This window comes from Bhargavaea sp. GQ12 (assembly GCF_059758705.1).
Genome location: NZ_JCAXEU010000004.1, coordinates 150,212 through 168,752 on the forward strand (window position 1 = coordinate 150,212; position 18,541 = coordinate 168,752).

23 protein-coding genes are annotated in these 18,541 nt (G+C 53.4%); 10 read left to right on the forward strand and 13 right to left on the reverse strand.

Annotated features, from left to right (window positions below):
* Positions 1–45: 45 nt before the first annotated feature.
* Genes AC6CHQ_RS05450 through AC6CHQ_RS05460 form a run of 3 tightly spaced genes read left to right on the forward strand, consistent with a single transcriptional unit; the run spans position 46 to position 1,665 of the window.
* On the forward strand, positions 46–600 hold the full coding sequence (locus AC6CHQ_RS05450; RefSeq protein ID WP_498081066.1) for a DUF5412 family protein: 555 nt from the start codon (positions 46–48) through the stop codon (positions 598–600).
* Positions 584–1,336 (forward strand): class I SAM-dependent methyltransferase, encoded by a 753-nt coding sequence (locus tag AC6CHQ_RS05455; RefSeq protein WP_498081067.1) that lies wholly within the window; start codon positions 584–586, stop codon positions 1,334–1,336. The genes AC6CHQ_RS05450 and AC6CHQ_RS05455 overlap by 17 nt, the downstream gene beginning before the upstream one ends.
* Positions 1,333–1,665: a hypothetical protein gene (locus tag AC6CHQ_RS05460; RefSeq protein WP_498081068.1), complete on the forward strand. Its 333-nt coding sequence runs from the start codon at positions 1,333–1,335 to the stop codon at positions 1,663–1,665. The genes AC6CHQ_RS05455 and AC6CHQ_RS05460 overlap by 4 nt, the downstream gene beginning before the upstream one ends.
* Before the next feature lie 790 nt (positions 1,666–2,455).
* Here AC6CHQ_RS05460 and AC6CHQ_RS05465 read toward each other — a convergent pair.
* The 3 genes from AC6CHQ_RS05465 to uvsE all read right to left on the reverse strand — a co-directional run bounded on the left by AC6CHQ_RS05465 (position 2,456) and on the right by uvsE (position 4,728).
* Positions 2,456–2,818: a hypothetical protein gene (locus tag AC6CHQ_RS05465; RefSeq protein ID WP_092052563.1), complete on the reverse strand. Its 363-nt coding sequence runs from the start codon at positions 2,816–2,818 to the stop codon at positions 2,456–2,458.
* A gap of 13 nt (positions 2,819–2,831) precedes the next feature.
* The gene (locus AC6CHQ_RS05470; protein WP_251238698.1) at positions 2,832–3,575 is read right to left on the reverse strand and encodes a class I SAM-dependent methyltransferase; all 744 of its coding nucleotides are present in this window, start codon (positions 3,573–3,575) and stop codon (positions 2,832–2,834) included.
* A 253-nt stretch (positions 3,576–3,828) separates the two neighbouring features.
* Positions 3,829–4,728 carry a UV DNA damage repair endonuclease UvsE gene (gene uvsE, locus AC6CHQ_RS05475; RefSeq protein ID WP_251238699.1) on the reverse strand — a complete coding sequence of 300 codons (900 nt, stop codon included), beginning with the start codon at positions 4,726–4,728 and terminating at the stop codon, positions 3,829–3,831.
* Between the two features lie 179 nt (positions 4,729–4,907).
* Between uvsE and AC6CHQ_RS05480 the strand changes: the two genes are divergently transcribed.
* The 5 genes from AC6CHQ_RS05480 (at position 4,908) to AC6CHQ_RS05500 (ending at position 9,200) form a co-directional block, all read left to right on the forward strand.
* Positions 4,908–5,354 (forward strand): CopY/TcrY family copper transport repressor, encoded by a 447-nt coding sequence (locus tag AC6CHQ_RS05480; protein WP_251238700.1) that lies wholly within the window; start codon positions 4,908–4,910, stop codon positions 5,352–5,354.
* Between the two features lie 160 nt (positions 5,355–5,514).
* Positions 5,515–5,718 (forward strand): copper chaperone CopZ, encoded by a 204-nt coding sequence (gene copZ, locus AC6CHQ_RS05485; RefSeq protein ID WP_251238701.1) that lies wholly within the window; start codon positions 5,515–5,517, stop codon positions 5,716–5,718.
* A gap of 54 nt (positions 5,719–5,772) precedes the next feature.
* Positions 5,773–8,190, forward strand: a complete 2,418-nt coding sequence (locus AC6CHQ_RS05490; RefSeq protein ID WP_498081069.1) for a heavy metal translocating P-type ATPase — start codon at positions 5,773–5,775, stop codon at positions 8,188–8,190.
* A 123-nt stretch (positions 8,191–8,313) separates the two neighbouring features.
* Positions 8,314–8,649, forward strand: coding sequence for a hypothetical protein (locus AC6CHQ_RS05495; RefSeq protein ID WP_498081070.1), 336 nt, complete (start codon positions 8,314–8,316; stop codon positions 8,647–8,649).
* Positions 8,650–8,759: 110 nt separating this feature from the next.
* Entirely contained in the window at positions 8,760–9,200 is a 441-nt protein-coding gene (locus tag AC6CHQ_RS05500; RefSeq protein ID WP_092052587.1) for a YtoQ family protein, read from the forward strand.
* Between the two features lie 132 nt (positions 9,201–9,332).
* Here the strand turns inward: AC6CHQ_RS05500 and AC6CHQ_RS05505 are convergent, their stop codons facing one another.
* The 3 genes from AC6CHQ_RS05505 to AC6CHQ_RS05515 all read right to left on the reverse strand — a co-directional run bounded on the left by AC6CHQ_RS05505 (position 9,333) and on the right by AC6CHQ_RS05515 (position 10,630).
* Entirely contained in the window at positions 9,333–9,470 is a 138-nt protein-coding gene (locus AC6CHQ_RS05505; RefSeq protein WP_177168336.1) for a hypothetical protein, read from the reverse strand.
* A gap of 66 nt (positions 9,471–9,536) precedes the next feature.
* Positions 9,537–10,064, reverse strand: coding sequence for a GNAT family N-acetyltransferase (locus AC6CHQ_RS05510; protein ID WP_251238704.1), 528 nt, complete (start codon positions 10,062–10,064; stop codon positions 9,537–9,539).
* Positions 10,061–10,630, reverse strand: a complete 570-nt coding sequence (locus AC6CHQ_RS05515; RefSeq protein ID WP_498081071.1) for an HIT family protein — start codon at positions 10,628–10,630, stop codon at positions 10,061–10,063. Before AC6CHQ_RS05515 ends, AC6CHQ_RS05510 begins: the two co-directional genes overlap by 4 nt.
* Before the next feature lie 128 nt (positions 10,631–10,758).
* On the opposite strand from AC6CHQ_RS05515, the gene AC6CHQ_RS05520 reads away from it, so the two are divergent.
* Positions 10,759–11,190, forward strand: coding sequence for a hypothetical protein (locus AC6CHQ_RS05520; protein ID WP_251238706.1), 432 nt, complete (start codon positions 10,759–10,761; stop codon positions 11,188–11,190).
* 17 nt (positions 11,191–11,207) lie between these two features.
* Here AC6CHQ_RS05520 and AC6CHQ_RS05525 read toward each other — a convergent pair whose 3' ends face one another.
* The 3 genes from AC6CHQ_RS05525 to AC6CHQ_RS05535 are packed head-to-tail and all read right to left on the reverse strand — an operon-like array spanning position 11,208 to position 13,141.
* Positions 11,208–11,615, reverse strand: coding sequence for a VOC family protein (locus AC6CHQ_RS05525; RefSeq protein ID WP_498081072.1), 408 nt, complete (start codon positions 11,613–11,615; stop codon positions 11,208–11,210).
* A gap of 25 nt (positions 11,616–11,640) precedes the next feature.
* A complete protein-coding gene (locus AC6CHQ_RS05530) occupies positions 11,641–12,297 on the reverse strand; it encodes an HAD family hydrolase (protein ID WP_498081073.1) in 657 nt (218 codons plus the stop codon).
* Positions 12,275–13,141, reverse strand: a complete 867-nt coding sequence (locus tag AC6CHQ_RS05535) for a DUF4037 domain-containing protein (protein ID WP_498081074.1) — start codon at positions 13,139–13,141, stop codon at positions 12,275–12,277. Before AC6CHQ_RS05535 ends, AC6CHQ_RS05530 begins: the two co-directional genes overlap by 23 nt.
* Before the next feature lie 125 nt (positions 13,142–13,266).
* Here AC6CHQ_RS05535 and AC6CHQ_RS05540 point away from each other — a divergent pair, with 125 nt between their 5' ends.
* Positions 13,267–13,689, forward strand: coding sequence for a hypothetical protein (locus AC6CHQ_RS05540; protein ID WP_498081075.1), 423 nt, complete (start codon positions 13,267–13,269; stop codon positions 13,687–13,689).
* Here the strand turns inward: AC6CHQ_RS05540 and AC6CHQ_RS05545 are convergent.
* From AC6CHQ_RS05545 to AC6CHQ_RS05560, 4 genes are all read right to left on the reverse strand, one after another.
* Positions 13,673–14,104 (reverse strand): VOC family protein, encoded by a 432-nt coding sequence (locus AC6CHQ_RS05545; protein WP_498081076.1) that lies wholly within the window; start codon positions 14,102–14,104, stop codon positions 13,673–13,675. The genes AC6CHQ_RS05540 and AC6CHQ_RS05545 overlap by 17 nt on opposite strands.
* Positions 14,105–14,210: 106 nt before the next feature.
* Positions 14,211–17,303 (reverse strand): MMPL family transporter, encoded by a 3,093-nt coding sequence (locus tag AC6CHQ_RS05550; RefSeq protein ID WP_498081077.1) that lies wholly within the window; start codon positions 17,301–17,303, stop codon positions 14,211–14,213.
* 101 nt (positions 17,304–17,404) lie between these two features.
* Entirely contained in the window at positions 17,405–17,971 is a 567-nt protein-coding gene (locus AC6CHQ_RS05555; protein ID WP_498081078.1) for a TetR/AcrR family transcriptional regulator, read from the reverse strand.
* 158 nt (positions 17,972–18,129) lie between these two features.
* Complete coding sequence (locus AC6CHQ_RS05560; protein ID WP_498081079.1) at positions 18,130–18,420, reverse strand: YesK family protein; 291 nt, start codon at positions 18,418–18,420, stop codon at positions 18,130–18,132.
* Positions 18,421–18,541: the final 121 nt, after the last annotated feature.

The window sequence follows — 18,541 nt, forward strand, 5'->3', positions numbered from 1 at the left end:
ATATTACAGTATAGTGGAAATAACAGGGGGATTTGGGGGATAAAGATGGGAAGCTTTCTGCTGATCTCACTATTTGTACTTTGTGCCGCTCTGGCCGGCATCTTGCTGCTGGTCCGGCTGCTTGCGCGGAAGAAGGTTACAAAAGGGATGCTCTCCGCATTTCTGGGACTCGCGGCAGTCGCCACCGGTCTTTTGATTTATGAAACGCAATTCCAGCCGTTCGACCGCAGCGGAGGAGAATCCTACATGGAGCCGCTTGATTCCCCTTCCGGCCGATACACCGCAAGCGCCTTTTATCGTCCGTATGGCGGAGCGGCCGGCGGCGTTACGGTCTGGGTGGATGTTACGGCGGAAGGCGGCAAGCCAAAAACCGTCTACTACGCGGAAGCCAACAGCCGCTTTGATGTCCAATGGGCGGATGAAGGCCTCCTATCCGTCACGAATGAAGAGCCGGGCTATCCTGAATCCAACCGCAGCACTGAACTTGAGGTCGATAAGGAACTCTATCATGACACCGGGAAGGCTTGTGGAAGCTTTTTGGTGAAGAGAAACTATGAAACTTGCATTGAGGGGAAGGGATTCCATGAAGACAACGGATAACCTGGAAATCTATAATGATCCGCTTCAGTATGACAGGCAGTACGGCGGTTACGACGCAGATACCCGGTTCATTCTTGGGCACTTGCCCGCACCCGGTTCAGTGGTCATCGACCTAGCATGCGGCACAGGCAGGATTTCGCTCCCGGTCGCAGAAGCCGGTTATGAAGTGACCGGCGTCGACCTGCATGAGGGGATGCTCGAGCGTGCCCGGGAGAAAGCGGCGGAACAAGGACTGCCCGTCCGCTTCCTCCAGCAGGACTGCCGATCACTCGACCTTTCTGTTTCCGCACTCCTCATCGTCATGGCGGGCAACTCGTTCCAGCACTTTCTTACGAATGAGGATCAGGACCGGATGATGGAAAGCGTCCGGCGCCATCTCGAGCCAGGCGGCCGGTTCATCTTCGACACGCGGAATCCCGTGCCATCGGAACTCGCCGTACCGGACCGTTATGAAGAGGATGCGGAAACCGGCGGTTGCCGGATACGAGAGGTTCACACCGAGACCTATGACCCCGTCACACAGATCCTTCATTGCACGACGGAGAAGTTCACCGAAGACGGCGCACCACTCGGCCAGGATGCCATCTCACTCCGCTACACCTATCCGCTCGAACTGGAACGGCTCCTCCGGCAGCACGGCTTCCGGCTGGAGAACATGTACGGGGACTGGAGTGGGCGCCCCTTGCAAGCGGAAAGCGGCCAGATGGTGTGTGTTTGCCGGAGAGATGAATCATGATCATCACCGCCAACCAATGGAAAATCACCTTAGAGCTTTTGTTTTACCTGTCAGCGGTCTCCGCAATCGTCATGGTGTTCCAACGCACTTCAGAGTTGGAAGCGATTCTTGTGTTGCTCGCCCTTGGCCTTGTCCGGGAGATCTTAAACAAGACGATTGCAAAAGACCTGGATACCGTCTTTGACCATAAAGGCTTCAAATTTCTGGACACTATCCTGATGGGTGCCCTATTGGTCGGGGTACTGGAGCTACCGGGATATCGGCATTCTTATTTCGACCGGAGTCACCGCACTCCTCGCTCTATTAACTTTTCTATATCGTTTATTTAAACGGGACGATTCGGCCAGCAGGGAGACGTTTTAAATACTCGGTGCATTCATATTATCAAAGGTTGCAACCTGCTGAATTTTAAAGCCGGAGGGAATTTCACTGCTAATAAAGAACAAGTTTATTTATCTTGCTCTAGTTATTATCGCCGTACATCGTTTTATATCGCAGCTCTTTGGAGGATTTTTATGAAACGCAAAGCCCGCATTTTCATCATATTTTCCATACTGTTGTTTCTGTTTTTTGTTGTCTATGACTGGGTTCAGTTTGGTTCAGTAAACTGGATCTCTAATCTGATGAAGTCCGTATTCATCTTGGCGTTTGTCCGGGTGGCAACCTGGCTGTGGGACAGTCCACACAAGAACAAAGAGGTTTAATTGCTGAGTCTCGACACAAATGAACATCATCAACAAGGGGCTGTCCAATAAGTAATTAAATACTTGTATCTATGGCAAGCAGCAGTGGCGTCGGGAGACTCCTCGAAAATGCTTCGCATTTCCTTCGTGCGAGGCTTGTTCGAGGAAGCTTCCCTGTCCTGCGGGAATAGCGTTAGCCGAAGACTCCGGATGTTGCGCAACGCTTTGCGATGCGCACAGACGCCAGTCTGCGTACTGGCGCCGGCTGAGGCAACGCCCCCGGAAAGCGACCAGAGCCACTGCTGTTTGCTTTTTATGTTGGAAATATACTTTTCGGACAGCCCCTTTTACCAGATGAACGGTGTGTATTCGATGATTTCCCAATCCAGATCTTCTCTTATTAAAACTCTTTCAATGGCATTCAAATAGTCGTCCGTCACCATGTAGCGATCGAACCGATCATGATGCTGTTTGCATCAAAGCCGACCTTGTAATCTTGCCGATCGGTTTGGATCACCATCGTACTGGTGATTGCCGGGAGTTCATAGGGTGAGATTCTTTTCATCTTCATATCGGTTGTCATGATCTCGCTGATCAGGTCCTGATCATGGATTGCCGTATGTACCGTGCTCGTCATATAGGGAACATCGCTATAAAACGAGATCTGTTCGACCGTTTCGTTCTCATCAATCAGCTCAGTGACCAGTTCTTCATAGGTTGTGTTCTTGGAAATATCATAGATGAAGTATCCGATGATCAGAATAATCAGGAGCACTCCGCCTATTTTCTTGGCACCCATCTATCCCCCTCCTTTATTTCTTCGCGATAATCAAAAACCTTTTGGAATTTGTCCGGATTCCCTTTTCAGTTGTGTTTGTTTCAATAAACTCATTCAGGACCTTGAAGTCATTCTGATCCCGGCCGAAGTCCGGAACGATGGGGGTATGCTTCAATAAGAAAAGCAGATCTTCAGGCCGCTCATAGTATTCCGTCGCATCATATTCAAATGCCTGGACATGGGAAAACCCGGCCACCTGCAACTCTTGTATGTACCGTTCTTGTAGTGTTCTATCTTTTTCATCCAGGGACTGGCCACGGCCAAATGCCTTTTTGATATTCGATTTATCGGATTCACTTACCTGCTGTGTCATAAAAAGTCCGCCGGCCTTTAACACACGATAGACTTCATTCGAAGAAAAAGGAGCGTGGCGGCTCGTAACCATATCAAACAATTCATCCGGAAATTGCAGCGCCTCAGCTGGCATTTGAAAGAACCTGACGTTGGAAACAGTTGAATTCCGAAGGTTCGTTTTGGCTGTTTTGATCATTTCGTTGGATAAGTCAATTCCGATTGCCAAAAGCAGTGAAGGGGAAAGCTTCAACAGATATTCTCCGCCGCCCGTGCCGATATCCAACAGCATATCAGTCTGGTTGCACCTGCTCTTCACCTCTTGAACAAAGTCCCATTCCACCCCTTCGGAGAATACTTTTAAATCACCAAAATCCCATCCATTTATCTTTCCGACTTTGTCGTAAAAACGCTCCTCATGACTCATATGGATTCCCCCTTCGCATATGGTTTACGTCTATCTTACGATTCCTAAGATCCCTGCACCACTTTATGAAAGGCCATGCAAAAAGGACCATCGCCATTGATGGTCCTTTTCTGATCGACGATTTTGCTGAAAGTACACTAACGGTCCTCAAAAGTACACCATCGACCCGCGAAAGTACACAAAGCGGTCCCGAAAGTACACAACCTGCTCGTGAAAGTACACTAAGCTCCCGAACGCCGCGGCCTCTCCCCGCTTACGGCTGATTCACCTCGATCCCCCGCTCCTTCAGCATTTCGATCACGCCGAGTGCCGCCTGTTCCTTCATCTTCGCCTCGACCATGATGTCGACGTCCTTTCCGTCCAGTTCCTCAAGCAGCCAGTCGAGGTCTTCGGGCACGATGTAGTTATGGTGCGGACGGTCGTCAGGGCGGTCGCGTCCGGAACTGATGTGGATCTTCGGTATGCCCACCCGCTCCCACGTTTTCCAGACGCGAGGCAGCAGCTCGTCCAGCGGTTCGTCCGCCGGATGGCAGCGGTGGTGGTGGATGTCGAAGCAGGCTGGGATGCCGGCCGCTTCGCAGACATACAAAACATCGGACAGGTTATACGTCCGGTCGTCGTTCTCATAGCGCAACTTAGTGCGGATCCAATCCGGGAGCCGCTCCGTCTCGTCAATCAACCGCCCAAGCGCAGCTTCCGGATCGCCGTATTTCCCGCCGAGATGGAGGATCATGTCCTCCGCCCCGGTCAGTTCCATGAGCGTCGCATGGTGCTCGAGGTCCTCATGCGTTTTCCTGACGACTTCAGGGTTGGGTGAGTTCAGCACCGAGTACTGGCCTGGATGCATGGAAATCCGCAGATTGAATTTGTCCCGAAGGGCTTTGATCTCCCCGCAGACTTCCTGCACGTCGGGGTCATTCGCCCAGTCCCACGTGTTCACCGGATGCGTCGCGAGTACGATCAGGTCGCTGCTCAGACGGTAAAATCCGATGCCGTGCACGATGTTCCACCCGATGATTTTCTTTGTGTGGCGCAGATTGGCGAGCGTCAACTCTTTAAGAATTCGCTCGCCCTCCTTCTCCACTGTCGCCACGCGGCACGTGCGGAAGCCGCCTTTTAAAGTTGTATTGATGCAGGCATAGCCCACTTTCATGCTGCCGTCCTCCCATCCGGTCCTGCGTCTCTTGAATATCTTTACCCCTTCATCATGATTTTACCGGGGGATGGCAATTTCTCCTCCTTTAAAATCAGCCGGGCATTTGTCCTTGACTTCCTTCGTTTACAAACGTAAACTTGAATCAAAGCTACATGTTCTTGAAGGGAGCGTTGCCGATGAGCACGGAAACAGATTTCAAAGTGACCGATTCCGAATGGGAAGTCATGCGGGTCATCTGGGCACATGGCAAGGTATCCAGCAAAGAGATCATCGAGATTTTGGTGAAGAAGATGGGCTGGAAGCCGGGAACGACCAAAACCTTCATCGGGCGGCTCGTCAATAAAGGGATGCTGAACACCGAAACGGAAGGACGGCGGTACCTGTATTCCGCGAAAGTCGGCGAGAACGAATTTGTCCGCCATTCGCTGGGTGAGTTTTTCAGCCATGTGTGCAATAAAGAAGTCGGAAAGACGATAGCGGGTGTTCTGTCAGAGGCTACGCTAAGCCATCGGGACATCGCCCTTCTCCAGGAAGTTCTCGAGGCGAAGAAGGCACACGCCGTGGAAGAGGTTCCGTGCAATTGCGTTCCCGGGCAGTGCCATTGCAATGTCCACCATCATTGAATTTCAACTGTCTTATTACGTGTTGTGTAATAGGACCTCTTTTCTGCCATTTGTATACCCCCTACTCGTATGTATGAAATACACTTGAAAATTCACGTTTACAAACGCAAACAACGGCTCAGAAGCTGACAAGTTTGTAAACAATCAAGGAGGATTTATAATGAAAGAAACGACTCTTGGGGTCCGCGGCATGTCGTGCGGCCATTGTGTAAATGCTATTGAAGGAAGCGTCGGGGAACTCCCGGGTGTCCGGCAGGTGAAGGTGGATCTGCAGAACGCACAAGTGTCCGTCTCCTACGACGAAGCGACGAGTTCCCCAACAGCGATCAAAGAGACCATTGAGCAGGGTTACGACGTAGCCTGATTTCTTTTATCAAAAACATACCCCTTAGTGGTATGAGAGAAAGGTGGAACGAAGATGACTGTTTCAGCGAAAGAAGCCAACATCCAGATCACCGGGATGACGTGCGCGGCTTGTGCAACCCGCATCGAAAAAGGGCTGAACAGGATGGAAGGCGTCGAGCAGGCGTCCGTCAACCTGGCCCTCGAGAGCTCCTCGATCACATATGATCCGGCCAAACTGAGCGAAGCAGATTTCGAGAAGAAAATCGAAGCCCTCGGCTACGGGGTCGTCAAACAGAAAGCAGAATTCGAGATTACCGGAATGACGTGCGCCGCGTGCTCGACACGCGTCGAAAAAGGGCTGAACAGGATGGACGGCGTGGCGTCGGCAAACGTCAACCTGGCCCTTGAACGGGCAACCATTGAATACAACCCTTCTGAAGTATCCATCCGGGATATCATTGAGAAAGTGGAAAAGCTCGGTTACGGGGCGCATCAGAAGCAGGACGGCGAGGAGCCGGTTGATTACCGGGAACAGCACATCAAAGATCAGCAGCACAAATTCATCGCTTCCCTGATCCTTTCCCTGCCGCTGCTCTGGACGATGTTTGCACACTTCTCCTTCACGTCGTTCATGTACGTGCCGGAGATCCTGATGAATCCGTGGGTGCAGATGGCGCTTGCCACTCCGGTCCAGTTCATCATCGGCAAGCAGTTCTATGTGGGCGCCTATAAGGCACTCCGCAACGGCAGCGCGAACATGGACGTTCTCGTCGCGATGGGCACCTCCGCCGCTTACTTCTACAGTGTCTATCAGGCGATCGCGACTGCGGGAACCGGTCATGCGCCGCACTTATACTTTGAGACAAGTGCCGTGCTTATCACGCTGATCGTCCTCGGGAAACTGTTTGAAGCGAAAGCAAAAGGACGTTCATCCGAGGCAATCAAGAAGCTCATGGGACTCCAGGCCAAGACCGCGACCGTCCTGAGAGATGGAACGGAAAAAGACATTCCGCTTGATGAAGTCATTGTCGATGACACGATCCTCGTGAAGCCTGGCGAAAAGATTCCGGTCGACGGTGATATGCTCGAAGGCAGCACGGCTGTGGATGAATCGATGCTGTCCGGCGAGAGCCTTCCGGTCGACAAGCAGGCCGGAGACGCGCTTTTCGGATCCACCATCAACAAAAACGGGTTCATTAAGATGACCGCGACCAAGGTCGGGCGCGACACCGCGCTCGCCCAGATCATCAAAGTCGTCGAAGATGCACAAGGCTCCAAGGCGCCGATTCAACGCATGGCGGATAAGATTTCAGGAATCTTTGTCCCGATCGTCGTCGGCATCGCCGTCCTGGCATTTCTCGCCTGGTTTTTCTTCGTCCAGCCGGGCGAATTCACGCCGGCCCTTGAAGTGCTGATCGCCATCCTGGTCATCGCCTGCCCATGTGCCCTCGGACTTGCGACCCCGACCTCCATCATGGCGGGCTCCGGTCGGGCAGCCGAATACGGCATCCTGTTCAAGGGAGGCGAACACCTTGAGCAAACACAAGGCATCGATACGGTCGTCGTCGACAAGACCGGTACGGTCACTCACGGCAAGCCCGTGCTGACCGATGTCCGTGTGGCGGACGGCCAAGATGAAGCGGCCTTCCTCTCGCTGATCGGCGCGGCCGAGAAGCAGTCCGAACACCCGCTGGCTGAAGCTATTGTACAGGGCGTCACGGATAGAGGAGTCACGCTCGGCGCTGTGCAATTCTTCGAAGCGGTTCCTGGCCATGGCGTCATCGCGACCGTCGACGGACAAGGAGTTATCATCGGCACACGCAAACTGATGCAGGAATACGGCATCGATGTGCAGTCAGTCCTCCCTGTCATGGAAGAATTGGAGCGCGAAGGCAAGACGGCCATGACCGCTGCCATCAACGGCCAGTACGCCGGGATGGTCGCCGTCGCCGACACCGTCAAGGAAACGTCCGTCGAAGCCATCAAACGCCTGAAGGACATGGGCATTCAGGTCATCATGATGACCGGCGACAACGAACGCACGGCTCAGACGATCGGAAAACAGGTCGGCGTCGATGCGGTCATCGCCGAAGTGCTTCCGGAAGGCAAAGCGAAGGAAGTCGAGAAGCTCCAGCAACAAGGCAAGAAAGTCGCCATGGTCGGCGACGGCATCAACGACGCCCCCGCCCTTGCCACCGCAGATGTCGGCATGGCAATCGGCACAGGCACGGACGTCGCGATGGAAGCCGCCGACATCACACTGATCCGCGGCGACCTGAACAGCATCGCAGACGCCATCCTGATGAGCCGCAAAACGATGCGCAACATCAAACAGAACCTGTTCTGGGCATTTGCCTACAACAGCGCCGGCATCCCGATTGCCGCAGCAGGCCTCCTCGCCCCTTGGGTCGCGGGCGCCGCGATGGCATTCAGCTCCGTGTCAGTCGTCCTGAACGCGCTTCGGCTGCAGAGAGTGAAGTTATCGAAATAACGATTACGAGCACCCGCTTTGGGTGCTTTTTAAATTGGGTGTTTCTGTAACCCTGTCCTTGATGGATCGTCCTGTACATACAGTCATGAATGACCCTGGTGAAGGTAAGGAGGCAAGTGTGAAGTGTTCATCTACCTAAACCTGATTATTCTGTTGGTCTTTTCGGCACTGATCAGTTCGGTCGGCGGTTTCTTGATTGATTGGCTATTCCACAGCCTGCGGGTACCCAGATTCATCGGAACGGTATCAGGAGCGCTCGCAACTCTCCTTCTCATCAGGGTGATTCTGCTTTTCCTCGATTTTCGTTTCTACGATGTGGCCGTAATCGGGCTCGCCATCACATTCTATATCCTTCTCGTCCTTCATTCGTATGGCATTCTGCACATTGCGTGGACAGGAATCGCGTTGATCCTCCTTATGGTGGCCGGGTACATTTATATCGTTGCTATCTCCATCTGAGTGAAGCAGGAAAGCCACTCATGCAGTCTGCTGTGTGGTTCTAATTTCGCCATCGCTCAGCCATTCATGATACAATGAATCAGACTGAATTTTCTGTGGAGGGGATACATATGCGTTTGACTGTGTATTTGGCCGGAGAGATCCACTCGTCCTGGCGGGATGAAATCAAACAGAAAGTAGCTGCCCTGAATCTGCCGATCGACTTTGTCGGGCCTCAGGAGAACCATGACCGCTCCGACAACATCGGCGAAGAGATCATCGGCGAGCAGCCGGGACCGTTCTACAAAGACTGGGCGGCATCGAGCTTCAACAACCTGCGCACCGAGGTGCTCATGCAGAAGTCAGATCTCGTCATCGCGCTGTTCGGTGAGAAATACAAGCAATGGAACACCGCAATGGACGCAAGCGCTGCGGTCGCGCTCGGCAAGCCGCTCATCCTTATCCGTCCGGAGCAGCACATCCACGCGCTAAAGGAACTTTCCCGCAAGGCAAGCGCCACCGTGGAAAACTGCGACCAGGCGATCAAAGCGCTCAAGTATATCTTTGACTAAGTGGAGGCATCCAATTATGGAGAATGAGAATAAATCGTTCAGCCTCGCTGACATCCGCACCCGTTATTTCATCTTCTTTGGTGGTGCAGTCGGAGCGGTGCTCGGGCTGATGGCCTATGTGAATGATTGGATTTAATGTAGACAGATGAAGCCGTCCGGCAGGCGCCGGACGGCTTTTTTATGGTTACCGATTTCGTCATTCAGATTGGCAATTTCGTCATTCGTGCCGGTAATCTCGTCATTCCGTCCTCCAGTTTCGTCATTCACCACAAATATAGCCACGAATGACGAAATCAACCGAGGGAATGACGAGATTGAGCCGATGAATGATGAAACCTAGAGCTCGAATGACGAAATCGGCTGCGGATCATCCTTCCTGAAACTTTCCCGACTCAGCGAATAGATCACCTGCTGTTCCCCGAATCGTTCCACTCGTCTCTCCTCTTTCATCCCAAGCCGCTCCAGCAACCGGCGGGAGACAGTGTTGGCAGTTTGAGTTTCTGCAAGCAACCGATTCTGCCCAAGGTTGCAGAAGGCATGGCGGATGACTTCGCCTGCTACTTCACTCCCGAGGCCCCTGCCCCAAAACTTCGGCAGAAGCTGATAAGAGACCTCCTGGGCCTCCCCGTCATGGTGAAGGTCCAGTGAGACGGTGCCCATGAATACCCCGTCATCCTTATGGCGAACCAACCAGTAACTATCGGGATTCTCCAGTATGTCAGCGAAGGCCCGCTCCACTTCAGCGCCAGTTCTTATTCCGCCCAGATATGCACGCACCTGCTCACTTCCATAAAGTGATTTGACCGCCTCCAGATCACCAGCCTCCGGCGGCTCCAATACACATCGGGCAGTCTCCAGCCTCATTCTGCCATAGCTCCTCTGATCTTCTTTTCAAGGGAGTCAAAATCGATTGAAGACACATCAATATCAGGCTCAACCCAGCCGAATCCGTCCCCTTTGTACCGCGGAACGATGTGCATATGATAATGCTCCACATCTTTGAATATCCCGTTGTTCTGCATGACGGTGATGCCGTCCGTCCCAAAGGATGATTCGATTGCCTTCGCAGCCTTTTGCGCGGCAAGGATCACCGCATGCAGGCTGTCCGGATCCACATCAGTGAACTCTACCGCATGCCGCTTTGGCACGATGAGGATGTGCCCCGGGTTGATCGGGTACTTATCAAGGAAACAGCAGACGAGGTCGTCCTCATAGATGATATGCCCCTCGGCTTGCCTATTGATGATGTCGCAAAAAATACAGGTCGGCATAGCTATTCCCCTTTCAAACCAGTTGATTGTCTCTCCAATTTCGTCATTCGGATTGGCAATTTCGTCATTCGTGCCGGTAGTCTCGTCATTCGTGCCGGTAATCTCGTCATTCCGCTCTCCAGTTTCGTCATTCACTTTGAAGCCAACTGTGAATGACAAGATTAAGCATCCGAATGCGGAAACCTAAGGTCTGAATGACGAAATCGCCGGCGGACCTCCTCCCGCTGCCCCAGTTCCCAATCATCTCCCATTCCTGTACAATTGGAGAAAGATGGGAGGTGACCGGAATGAGTCGGATGTGGATTTGGCATGGCATCGGAGCCGGCATTATCAGCGGTATCCTGCTCGGGGCTTTTTTGTGGGCGGTTGAGGAACAGAGCGGCCGGCGTGTGTATACGCTCCTCATGAATGTCGACTATATACCGGGCGTGAACGCCTTCACCTATCCGGCATCTGTAGAATTCCTCTTCCATCTGATCGTCTCGGTCATCCTCGCGACAATTCTCTTATGGCTCATCCGGCGGATGCGGATGCTCGGCAACCGCATCATCGTCTGGCTCGTCACTGTGAATACGCTGATCGGCGCCTTGATCTGGCCGGTCACTTCCTTTTCCGGCCGCACTCCGTCACCTGCCGACTGGGTGTCTCTCGCCTGGTGGCTCGCGGGACATGCGCTTTACGGTGCGGTGCTGGGATGGCTATTCCGGGAAAAAGATTAATGCGTTCCCATCAAACCTTAAACATTTTCTGTACAAGTAATTTCGATTGTATGATTCATAGGGTCTAATATGGGAAAGCTCCAATAGCCTTTCCATTCGGGTTTATTAAAATAGCTTGTTACACCATGATTAATCACCGAGCGCACAATTTCATTAAAATCCTCTTGTTCACACTCTATCGACCAGCCTGTCCTTGGTACTGTACCTCCCTCCCATCCTGGTTGAATTGAAAATGAAGGAGTTAATGGCTCGAAATCCTTATGGAAACCAATACTTAATTGATGCTCACCTATCTTAAAGGCAATCGAGTTTTCACTTTCCCAGATAAGATTTAAATGAAGGATTTCAGTATAAAACCACTTCATCCTCTCCAAATCGTTGCAATATAGGTGAACCCGAATCGTTTTGCCATTTTGGTCATCCATTCAACTCTCCCCTTGAAGAGTCCTCTTACTCCAGTATGCGCATGATATCCTGGGGTTTCTCAAAGTTGTACGTCGCGGAAATCTTCTCCGGATGTTTGCAGCCCCACAAGGCCAGACCGAAGTCGATGCCGGCATCCCGTGCACATTCATAGTCGTAAACCGTGTCCCCTATGTAGATCGCCGTCTTAGGATCGGCGCTTGAAATCTCAAGAAACTTCAATAGTGGATCCGGGTTGGGTTTGTGTTTTACGGTGTCATCGGCGGAGACTGTGTGCGTCATATAACCCGAAAGCCCGAACGGCTCGAAGTCGTCTATGATTTCCTGATTCGTTTTTGAAGTCACGATGCCGAGTACCAGGTCCCGGTCCTCCAAGGTCCCCAGTACTTCCTTAATCCCATCGAACACCTCGATTTCATGATAGAACTCTTTCATGAAACGATTCCAGCGCTTGTTCGCCTGCTCGATATCCATGATATCCAGCTTGGGCAGTGACCTGGACCCCGGAATTCCAAGAACAAACGCCAACTCTTCCAGCTGCATCTGTTTGCCGTAGTCTTCTTTCAGCATTTTTTGAAGCGAACCCAAGACGGCTTTTTCCGTATCAATCAGTGTTCCGTCGACATCAAAGATAATGGTTTTGTAGATGCGGATCCTCTCCTTATCTTTTTTGATTTCGCCCAAGCGGACTGTCGGAAAACCGCTCCGGCACGGGCTGGTCCACGCCGTACCTGGCAAATTCGGTATCAAGATCCGGATACTGCGCTTCCACAAGCTGCAACGTTTCTTCAAGCACTTCCTGCATTCTTGCAGCAGCCTCAGTCGGGGACTCCCTGTACATCTCCCTCAGCCGCCACTCCAGGTTTTCCGGCTTGACCGGAAGTTCGTGAAGCCGCTTGAACATCCATTTGTAGGTCGGGAAGTAAGAGCCGTTCAGCGCGAGCAGAACGATGAAGAGACTGGATTGGATGTTGCTCATGATGTTGTAGAAGGCCGCGGGATTATTGCGGCGGGCAGCGAAGTGGAGCTGGCGCAGATGGAAGTGAGGCAGGTATTCGTCCAGGAAGCGGCGGGCCAGTTCGTCCGGGTACTGGTCTGTCCTTTCTTGCCACTTCCGGACCAGCTCTTCCCCATACAGGGGGAGGCCTGTGCGTACTGTGTCGATGATATTATTTGCTCCAAGGTCTGTGCTGGACTCAACGAGAACCCGGTCCAGGATCCCCTCTTCCTCCGACACAGATTTATGCCAGAGGTCCACAGGAAAGCCTTCGATCTCAAGGGCGCTCTCATGGCCGTGGTCGATTTTCGGATACCGGTGGACTGCACCCAGTTCCCCGGCGATGGCACGCTTTTCTTCTTTGTTGGGCTGCCGGTCCCAATAAGCGATCAGTTCCAGGTCCGAGTACACGTCAGAATAGCCCCGCGCTGCGGAGCCGCCGACCAGTATCGCCCGGATGCCGGCTTTCCCTTTTAGCTTCTCCGCGAGGTTTCTGGCTGCGTCCAGTCTCCATTCCGTCTGATGATCCATCCTCCCCAACTCCCTTCATGATTGACTTCCACTAAACTCATCTGTGCATTTCTTCGTCACAACAAGCGTTTTCCCGGCCCTCTCCGGGGAATAGAAAACTATTCTATTAAGTGCGGGGTGGCCAAATGATAAAAACGATCGGAAAGCTGGCACTCATCGGATTCATCGCGGGTTTGGTACTGATCGCGGTCATGAAGGTGATCCAATGGGTAACCGGGAGCCCGGCGTACGTGCTTCTGTTCAACTTTGACTACATACCTGTCGTGAACACATGGGAACCGGTCTGGCTGGTCGGGTTCATGTTCCACAACATCACCTGCATCGTAAGCGCGGTCGTGCTGTATTTCCTGCTCCGGCCGTTCGGGATGGAAAAGCAGATCCTGCCGTATGTCGCGGTCTATTCCATCGGCGGCGGACTGCTGTTTTCACTCACCGCACTTTCCGGGCAGCCGCCCGATTTCTCGGACGGCGAGGCGTGGATCTGGTGGACGCTCGCCCACGCCGTGTTCGGATGGGTCGTCGGCGCACTGATCAGGCGTTGGATCTGAAACTCTGCTGAATGAGTTCTTTATAGACCGGGCTCAGTTCACTCCATACGTCGAACCGGTTGCCGTCCGGATCGGCAAACACGAAGTTTCGCCCGGCATGGCCCCGGTCCTCGATGTCACCAACGCGGATTCCTTTATCCGTGAATTCCTGGTGAATCGACTCGAGAGCCTCCAGGCCGTCCACTTCAAAGGTCAGCGAAAACCGCTCCTCACCGTGGATATCGGTGAAGTTCGCCCGCTCACCTTCCGCCGCTTTCACAAGAAAGAAGCTTTGTCCCGCAAGGTTGATGATCGCTTTGTCCTCATCCCGGTAACTGATTTCCGCATCCAGGTGATCCTCGTACCATCTTGACGAACGGTCCACATCCATCACCGGAATGTAGATGGTCCCCACTCTCAACAATTGTCCGCTCACTTGCATCCCCCCTGAAACCTTGTTCAGTAACATTCTCTTTCCCTTTCCAGTTCTCCTTCTGACAGCAAAAGCCTCCAAACCACTAACGGTTCGGAGGCTTTCTCACTTAATTCTCTTCTTTCGTCCTGTTCGACAGCGCAATCAGTGCCGGAAGCAAGATCGGCATCATGACAAAGGCCAGGAGCACGAGTCCTACGATGACAACAATCGCTACCTGAATGAGCGTCAGGATACCCGACGGGATCAGTGCGGCGAAGGTGCCCCCGAGGATGATTGCGGCCGAGATGACGACGCTGCCCATGTGGCGGGACGCGTCGACGATCGCGCGCTTCGGATCGCCGTCGGTTTCCTTATAGCGCATCATGAGGAAGATGCTGTAGTCGACGCCCAGTGCGACGATCATGATAAAGCTGAAGAACGGAACGTTCCAGCCAAGTTCGCCCATTCCGAGGAACCAGCTGCTCAGCATCTCCGTCGCGCCGAGTGCCGGGAAGTAAGCCAAGATCAGCGAGACGATGATGAAAATCGGCTGGAGAACGGAGCGTGTGATGAAGATCAGCACAATCGCAATGCCGATCAGCATGATTGCCGCGGTCCGGCTAAAGTCTCCCGCCGACATTTCCTGAAGGTCAGCATTCTGCGAAGACTTGCCGCCGACGGCCATGTCCGCATCCGCCAGTTCGGTGCCTTTTATCGCCGATTGTGCCTGATCACGGACCACCTGGACGACATCCATCGCTTCTGCGGAGAACGGGTTGACGTCGAGGATGACCGTCATCCGGGCGGTCTTCCGGTCAGGCGACATGTACATGTCGAGCGCCTCCTGGAAGTCCCCGCCTTCCAGAATGTCTTCCGGAACGAAGAATGTTCCGGACGCTTCCGAGTCGCTCAGGCCGCCGAGGTAGCTCTGTGCTTCTTCCAACCCTTCGCTGACCTGCCCGAGGCCTTCCGTGCTTGCGGCAAGCCCCGACTGGAGCTGGCCCATCTTTTCCTGAAGGTCGGAAAGTCCGGCCATCAGCTGCTGCTGACCGTTATTGACTGTATCCAGACCGGTTGCGAGTCCGCCGGATTCCTGCTGGATGCGCCCGGCACCGGCTGCCCCGTCATTCAAGCCAGATTCCAGTTCAGATGCACCCGACTGCAGCTGGCCTACCCCTGTCTGCAGGGCAGCAAGGCCGTCTTCCACGGACTGGAGCGACGCGTTCGCTTCACGGAAGCGGGCAAGCGCGCCCTCATACTGTGGTGTCATCTCGTCCAATTGCGCGGTCAGGCCGCCCAGCTGTTCCTGAGCCACTTTGGCCGTTCCGAGTGCCTGCTGGACATTCGGATCCTGCGCCATGTCCGGATTGCTCTCGATCAAGGCGTTCAGTGAAGCCTCGATCTGGCCGAACGCGCCCTGGGCACCGGCCACCGCCTCACGGATGCCATTAAAGTACTCCGTGAACGAACCGAGGCCCGATTCGATTGCGGTGTAACCGCTGTGAAGCTCGGCGACACCGTTTTGGAGGGTCTGCACATTTTCATTTACCGAGGAGAGGCCCTGACGGATCTCGCCGGCACCGGATGCACCATTCTGCATCCCTGTCGTTACCTGGCCGAGCGCATCCTGGAGCGACGCGGCACCCCTTCTGAGTTCGCCGGTGCCGTCGATCAGGCGCTGGACATTCGAGAGGTCGGTGCTGCTTCCGCTGCCGACCTGCCCTTCCGCATCGGTCAGGCCCCCGCGAATTTCCTCGACGCCCGACTTTGCGTCGCCGAGTCCGCTGTTGAGCGTCCTCGACTGGTCATCGATATACAGCTCTCCGATGCGCTCGCCTGCCGGACGGGTCGGTGCCAGCACTTTGGAGACACCATCGACCTTGCCGATCTTGCCGGCCAGTTCATCCAATGTCTTCAGCGCTTCCTGCGAATCCATCGGTTCATCTGTATGGATCATAATGGTCGCCGGAGACGAGAAGCCCGGTTCAAAATGCTTTTCAATGACGTTGATACCCTGCTTGGACTCATATTTGTCATCCACTTCATACAGGTCATTGTAGTTCAGCGTCCCGTCATGCAGGAGGATGAACGGCACACAGACCGCGAGTGTGAACAGCAGTGCGAGAAACGGCCTGAGCACCGACTGTTTGGACAGGAAATGCCAGAGCTTGCTGTCGCCGTGCCCCTCGAACTTCTTGGAAGGCCAGAACATCTTCCGGCCGAGCAGTGCCATAAAGAACGGATTCAGCGTCATGAGAACAAGCAGCAGCACCGCGACGCCAATGCCGATCGCAGATGTCGACTGATACAGCGAGAACTCGGCAAGTGCGAGCACCGCCACGCCGATCATGACTGCGACACCGCTGTAGAGCACCGTCTTCCCTGCGGTCCGATACGTTTCAAGAAGGGCGGCGACCTTGCTTTCCTGGCGGCTCAGTTCCTCCTTGAAGCGCGTAAACAGCAAGATGTTATAGTCGGTCCCGATTCCGAACAGGATGACCACAAGGAACACTTGCGTGAAGTTCGAGAACGGGAAGTCCCACTTATCGACCATCTGTGTGACGACGCCGAGCGAGACTAGGTACGACACCCCGACGCCGAGCAGCGAGATAAACGGCACGACCGGCGAGCGGAACACTGCGATCAGAATGAGCACGATAAAGATGACAGCGATCAGTTCGGTCTTTTTCACTCCGTCCTGAGTCGAGCTCGAGAAGTCATCGGAAATCAGTCCGGCCCCGGTCAGATACGTGTCGATGCCGTCCGCCTGAACCGCTTCCCGGATGTCTGTCCGTACGTCCTTGAGCTCGCCCTGCTTCTGGTCGACCGAGATCTGGGTCAGGTAGGTCGTTCCGTCTTCGGATGCAAGCTGTGCCTCCGCCTGCTCGCTGTCAAACGGCGTCAGCAGATCGGTGATGCCGAGATCTTCCCTTTCCGATTCCAGCCCTTCGATGACCGACCGGATCTCTTCTTTCTGGGTTTCGGTCAGCGCCTCCCCATTGCCGCTGTTAAAGACGGCGATCAGCTCATAGCGGTCACCGTCACCGCTCAAATCTTTCGCCATCTCATCAGCGACGACACTCTGGAATGAATCGGGAATCGTGATTTGCCCTTTTTCCCGGACCAGCTGCTCCATGTCCGGCATCGTGACGACGGCCAGCACTGTGGCCGCCAGCCATAGTACGAGTGCCGTAATTCTTGCTGTCTTTGTTTTCATCATTGGATCACCTTTCGTCTATAGTGCACAAAGTGGAATGAATGTTCATTCCGTTTTGGGTTTTTCCGGAATGAGTATTCATTCCGCTTCATCCGGGAAAGCCATCAGTCTGCGCTGATGGCATCCCAACAACTTTTCTCAATGCCTGCCAGCAGTTCATCCTCCGGCTGCAGTATTCCGTCTTCGAACGTCCGGGACAGATGAAAAATCGTCCCGTAGACGATGGCGATAAATGCCTGTGACGGCAGATTGCGCAGCAGACCTGCTTCTTTCCCCTCATCGAGATGGCGTTCGATAAAGTCCATGAAGCCTTCGAAATCCGACTTGCTCTGCTCATCGAGGAAATAGGCGTTTACCGTCGCGTTGATGAACCTGAAAGCTTCAGGCTGCTCGCGGGAATAGCGGATCAGTTGGTAAAAGACGTGCCGGAACTTTTCCCTGAAATCCTTCTGCTCCGGAAAACCGGCCTGGAGCGTTGCCGCAAACTGCGCCACGGAGCCGCGGAACAGCTCGTTGACAAGCTTCTGCTTGTTCTCAAAATATCGGTAAATCGTCCCCGCGCCGACCTTCGCCTCTTCTGCGATCATCGGCACCGTCGTCCCGTCATATCCGCGCTCGGCAAACAGCTTCTGCGCGGCCCTCAGTATATTTTCATGCTTGTTTTCCGCCATAAGACCCCTCCTGTTCTTCCGGCATGACGGTCCGGAATGAACGTTCATTCCACTATTATAATCCGCTTCTTCATAATTGCAAGAGGCATGACCGATGAAGCCTGCAGATACACCCATCCCGATTTGGGAATTCTCACCCGAAAGAAAAAGCCAATCCGTTATTTATTTTTGCTGAGAATAACGGAATTGACCATGCTGTTTATAAGAACGCCCAATACAGTACCGACGAAAATGGAAACGGCCATAAATCCATATCCGATCCCTTCCCAGGCACCGATATAGAAGCTGAAAATCAATATTCCGATGCTGATTACAAGAAGACCCAAGTACCCAAATTTGAGAAGTTGAGTTTTCTTTGCCGGCATCGACTTTTGCAGAATGATGGACGCGATCACCAAAAGCAGTGTCACTCCCAGTGCGATATAAATAAAAACCTCAAAGCCTGCCACCATATCCCCCCTATATCCACCTGATGTTTCTGCCCTTCCCCGCCTCTCAAGATCATTGTACAAACATAACACACATTATTCAAAAATCTCTCCGTTGATTCACCCGATATGGGGTTCACCG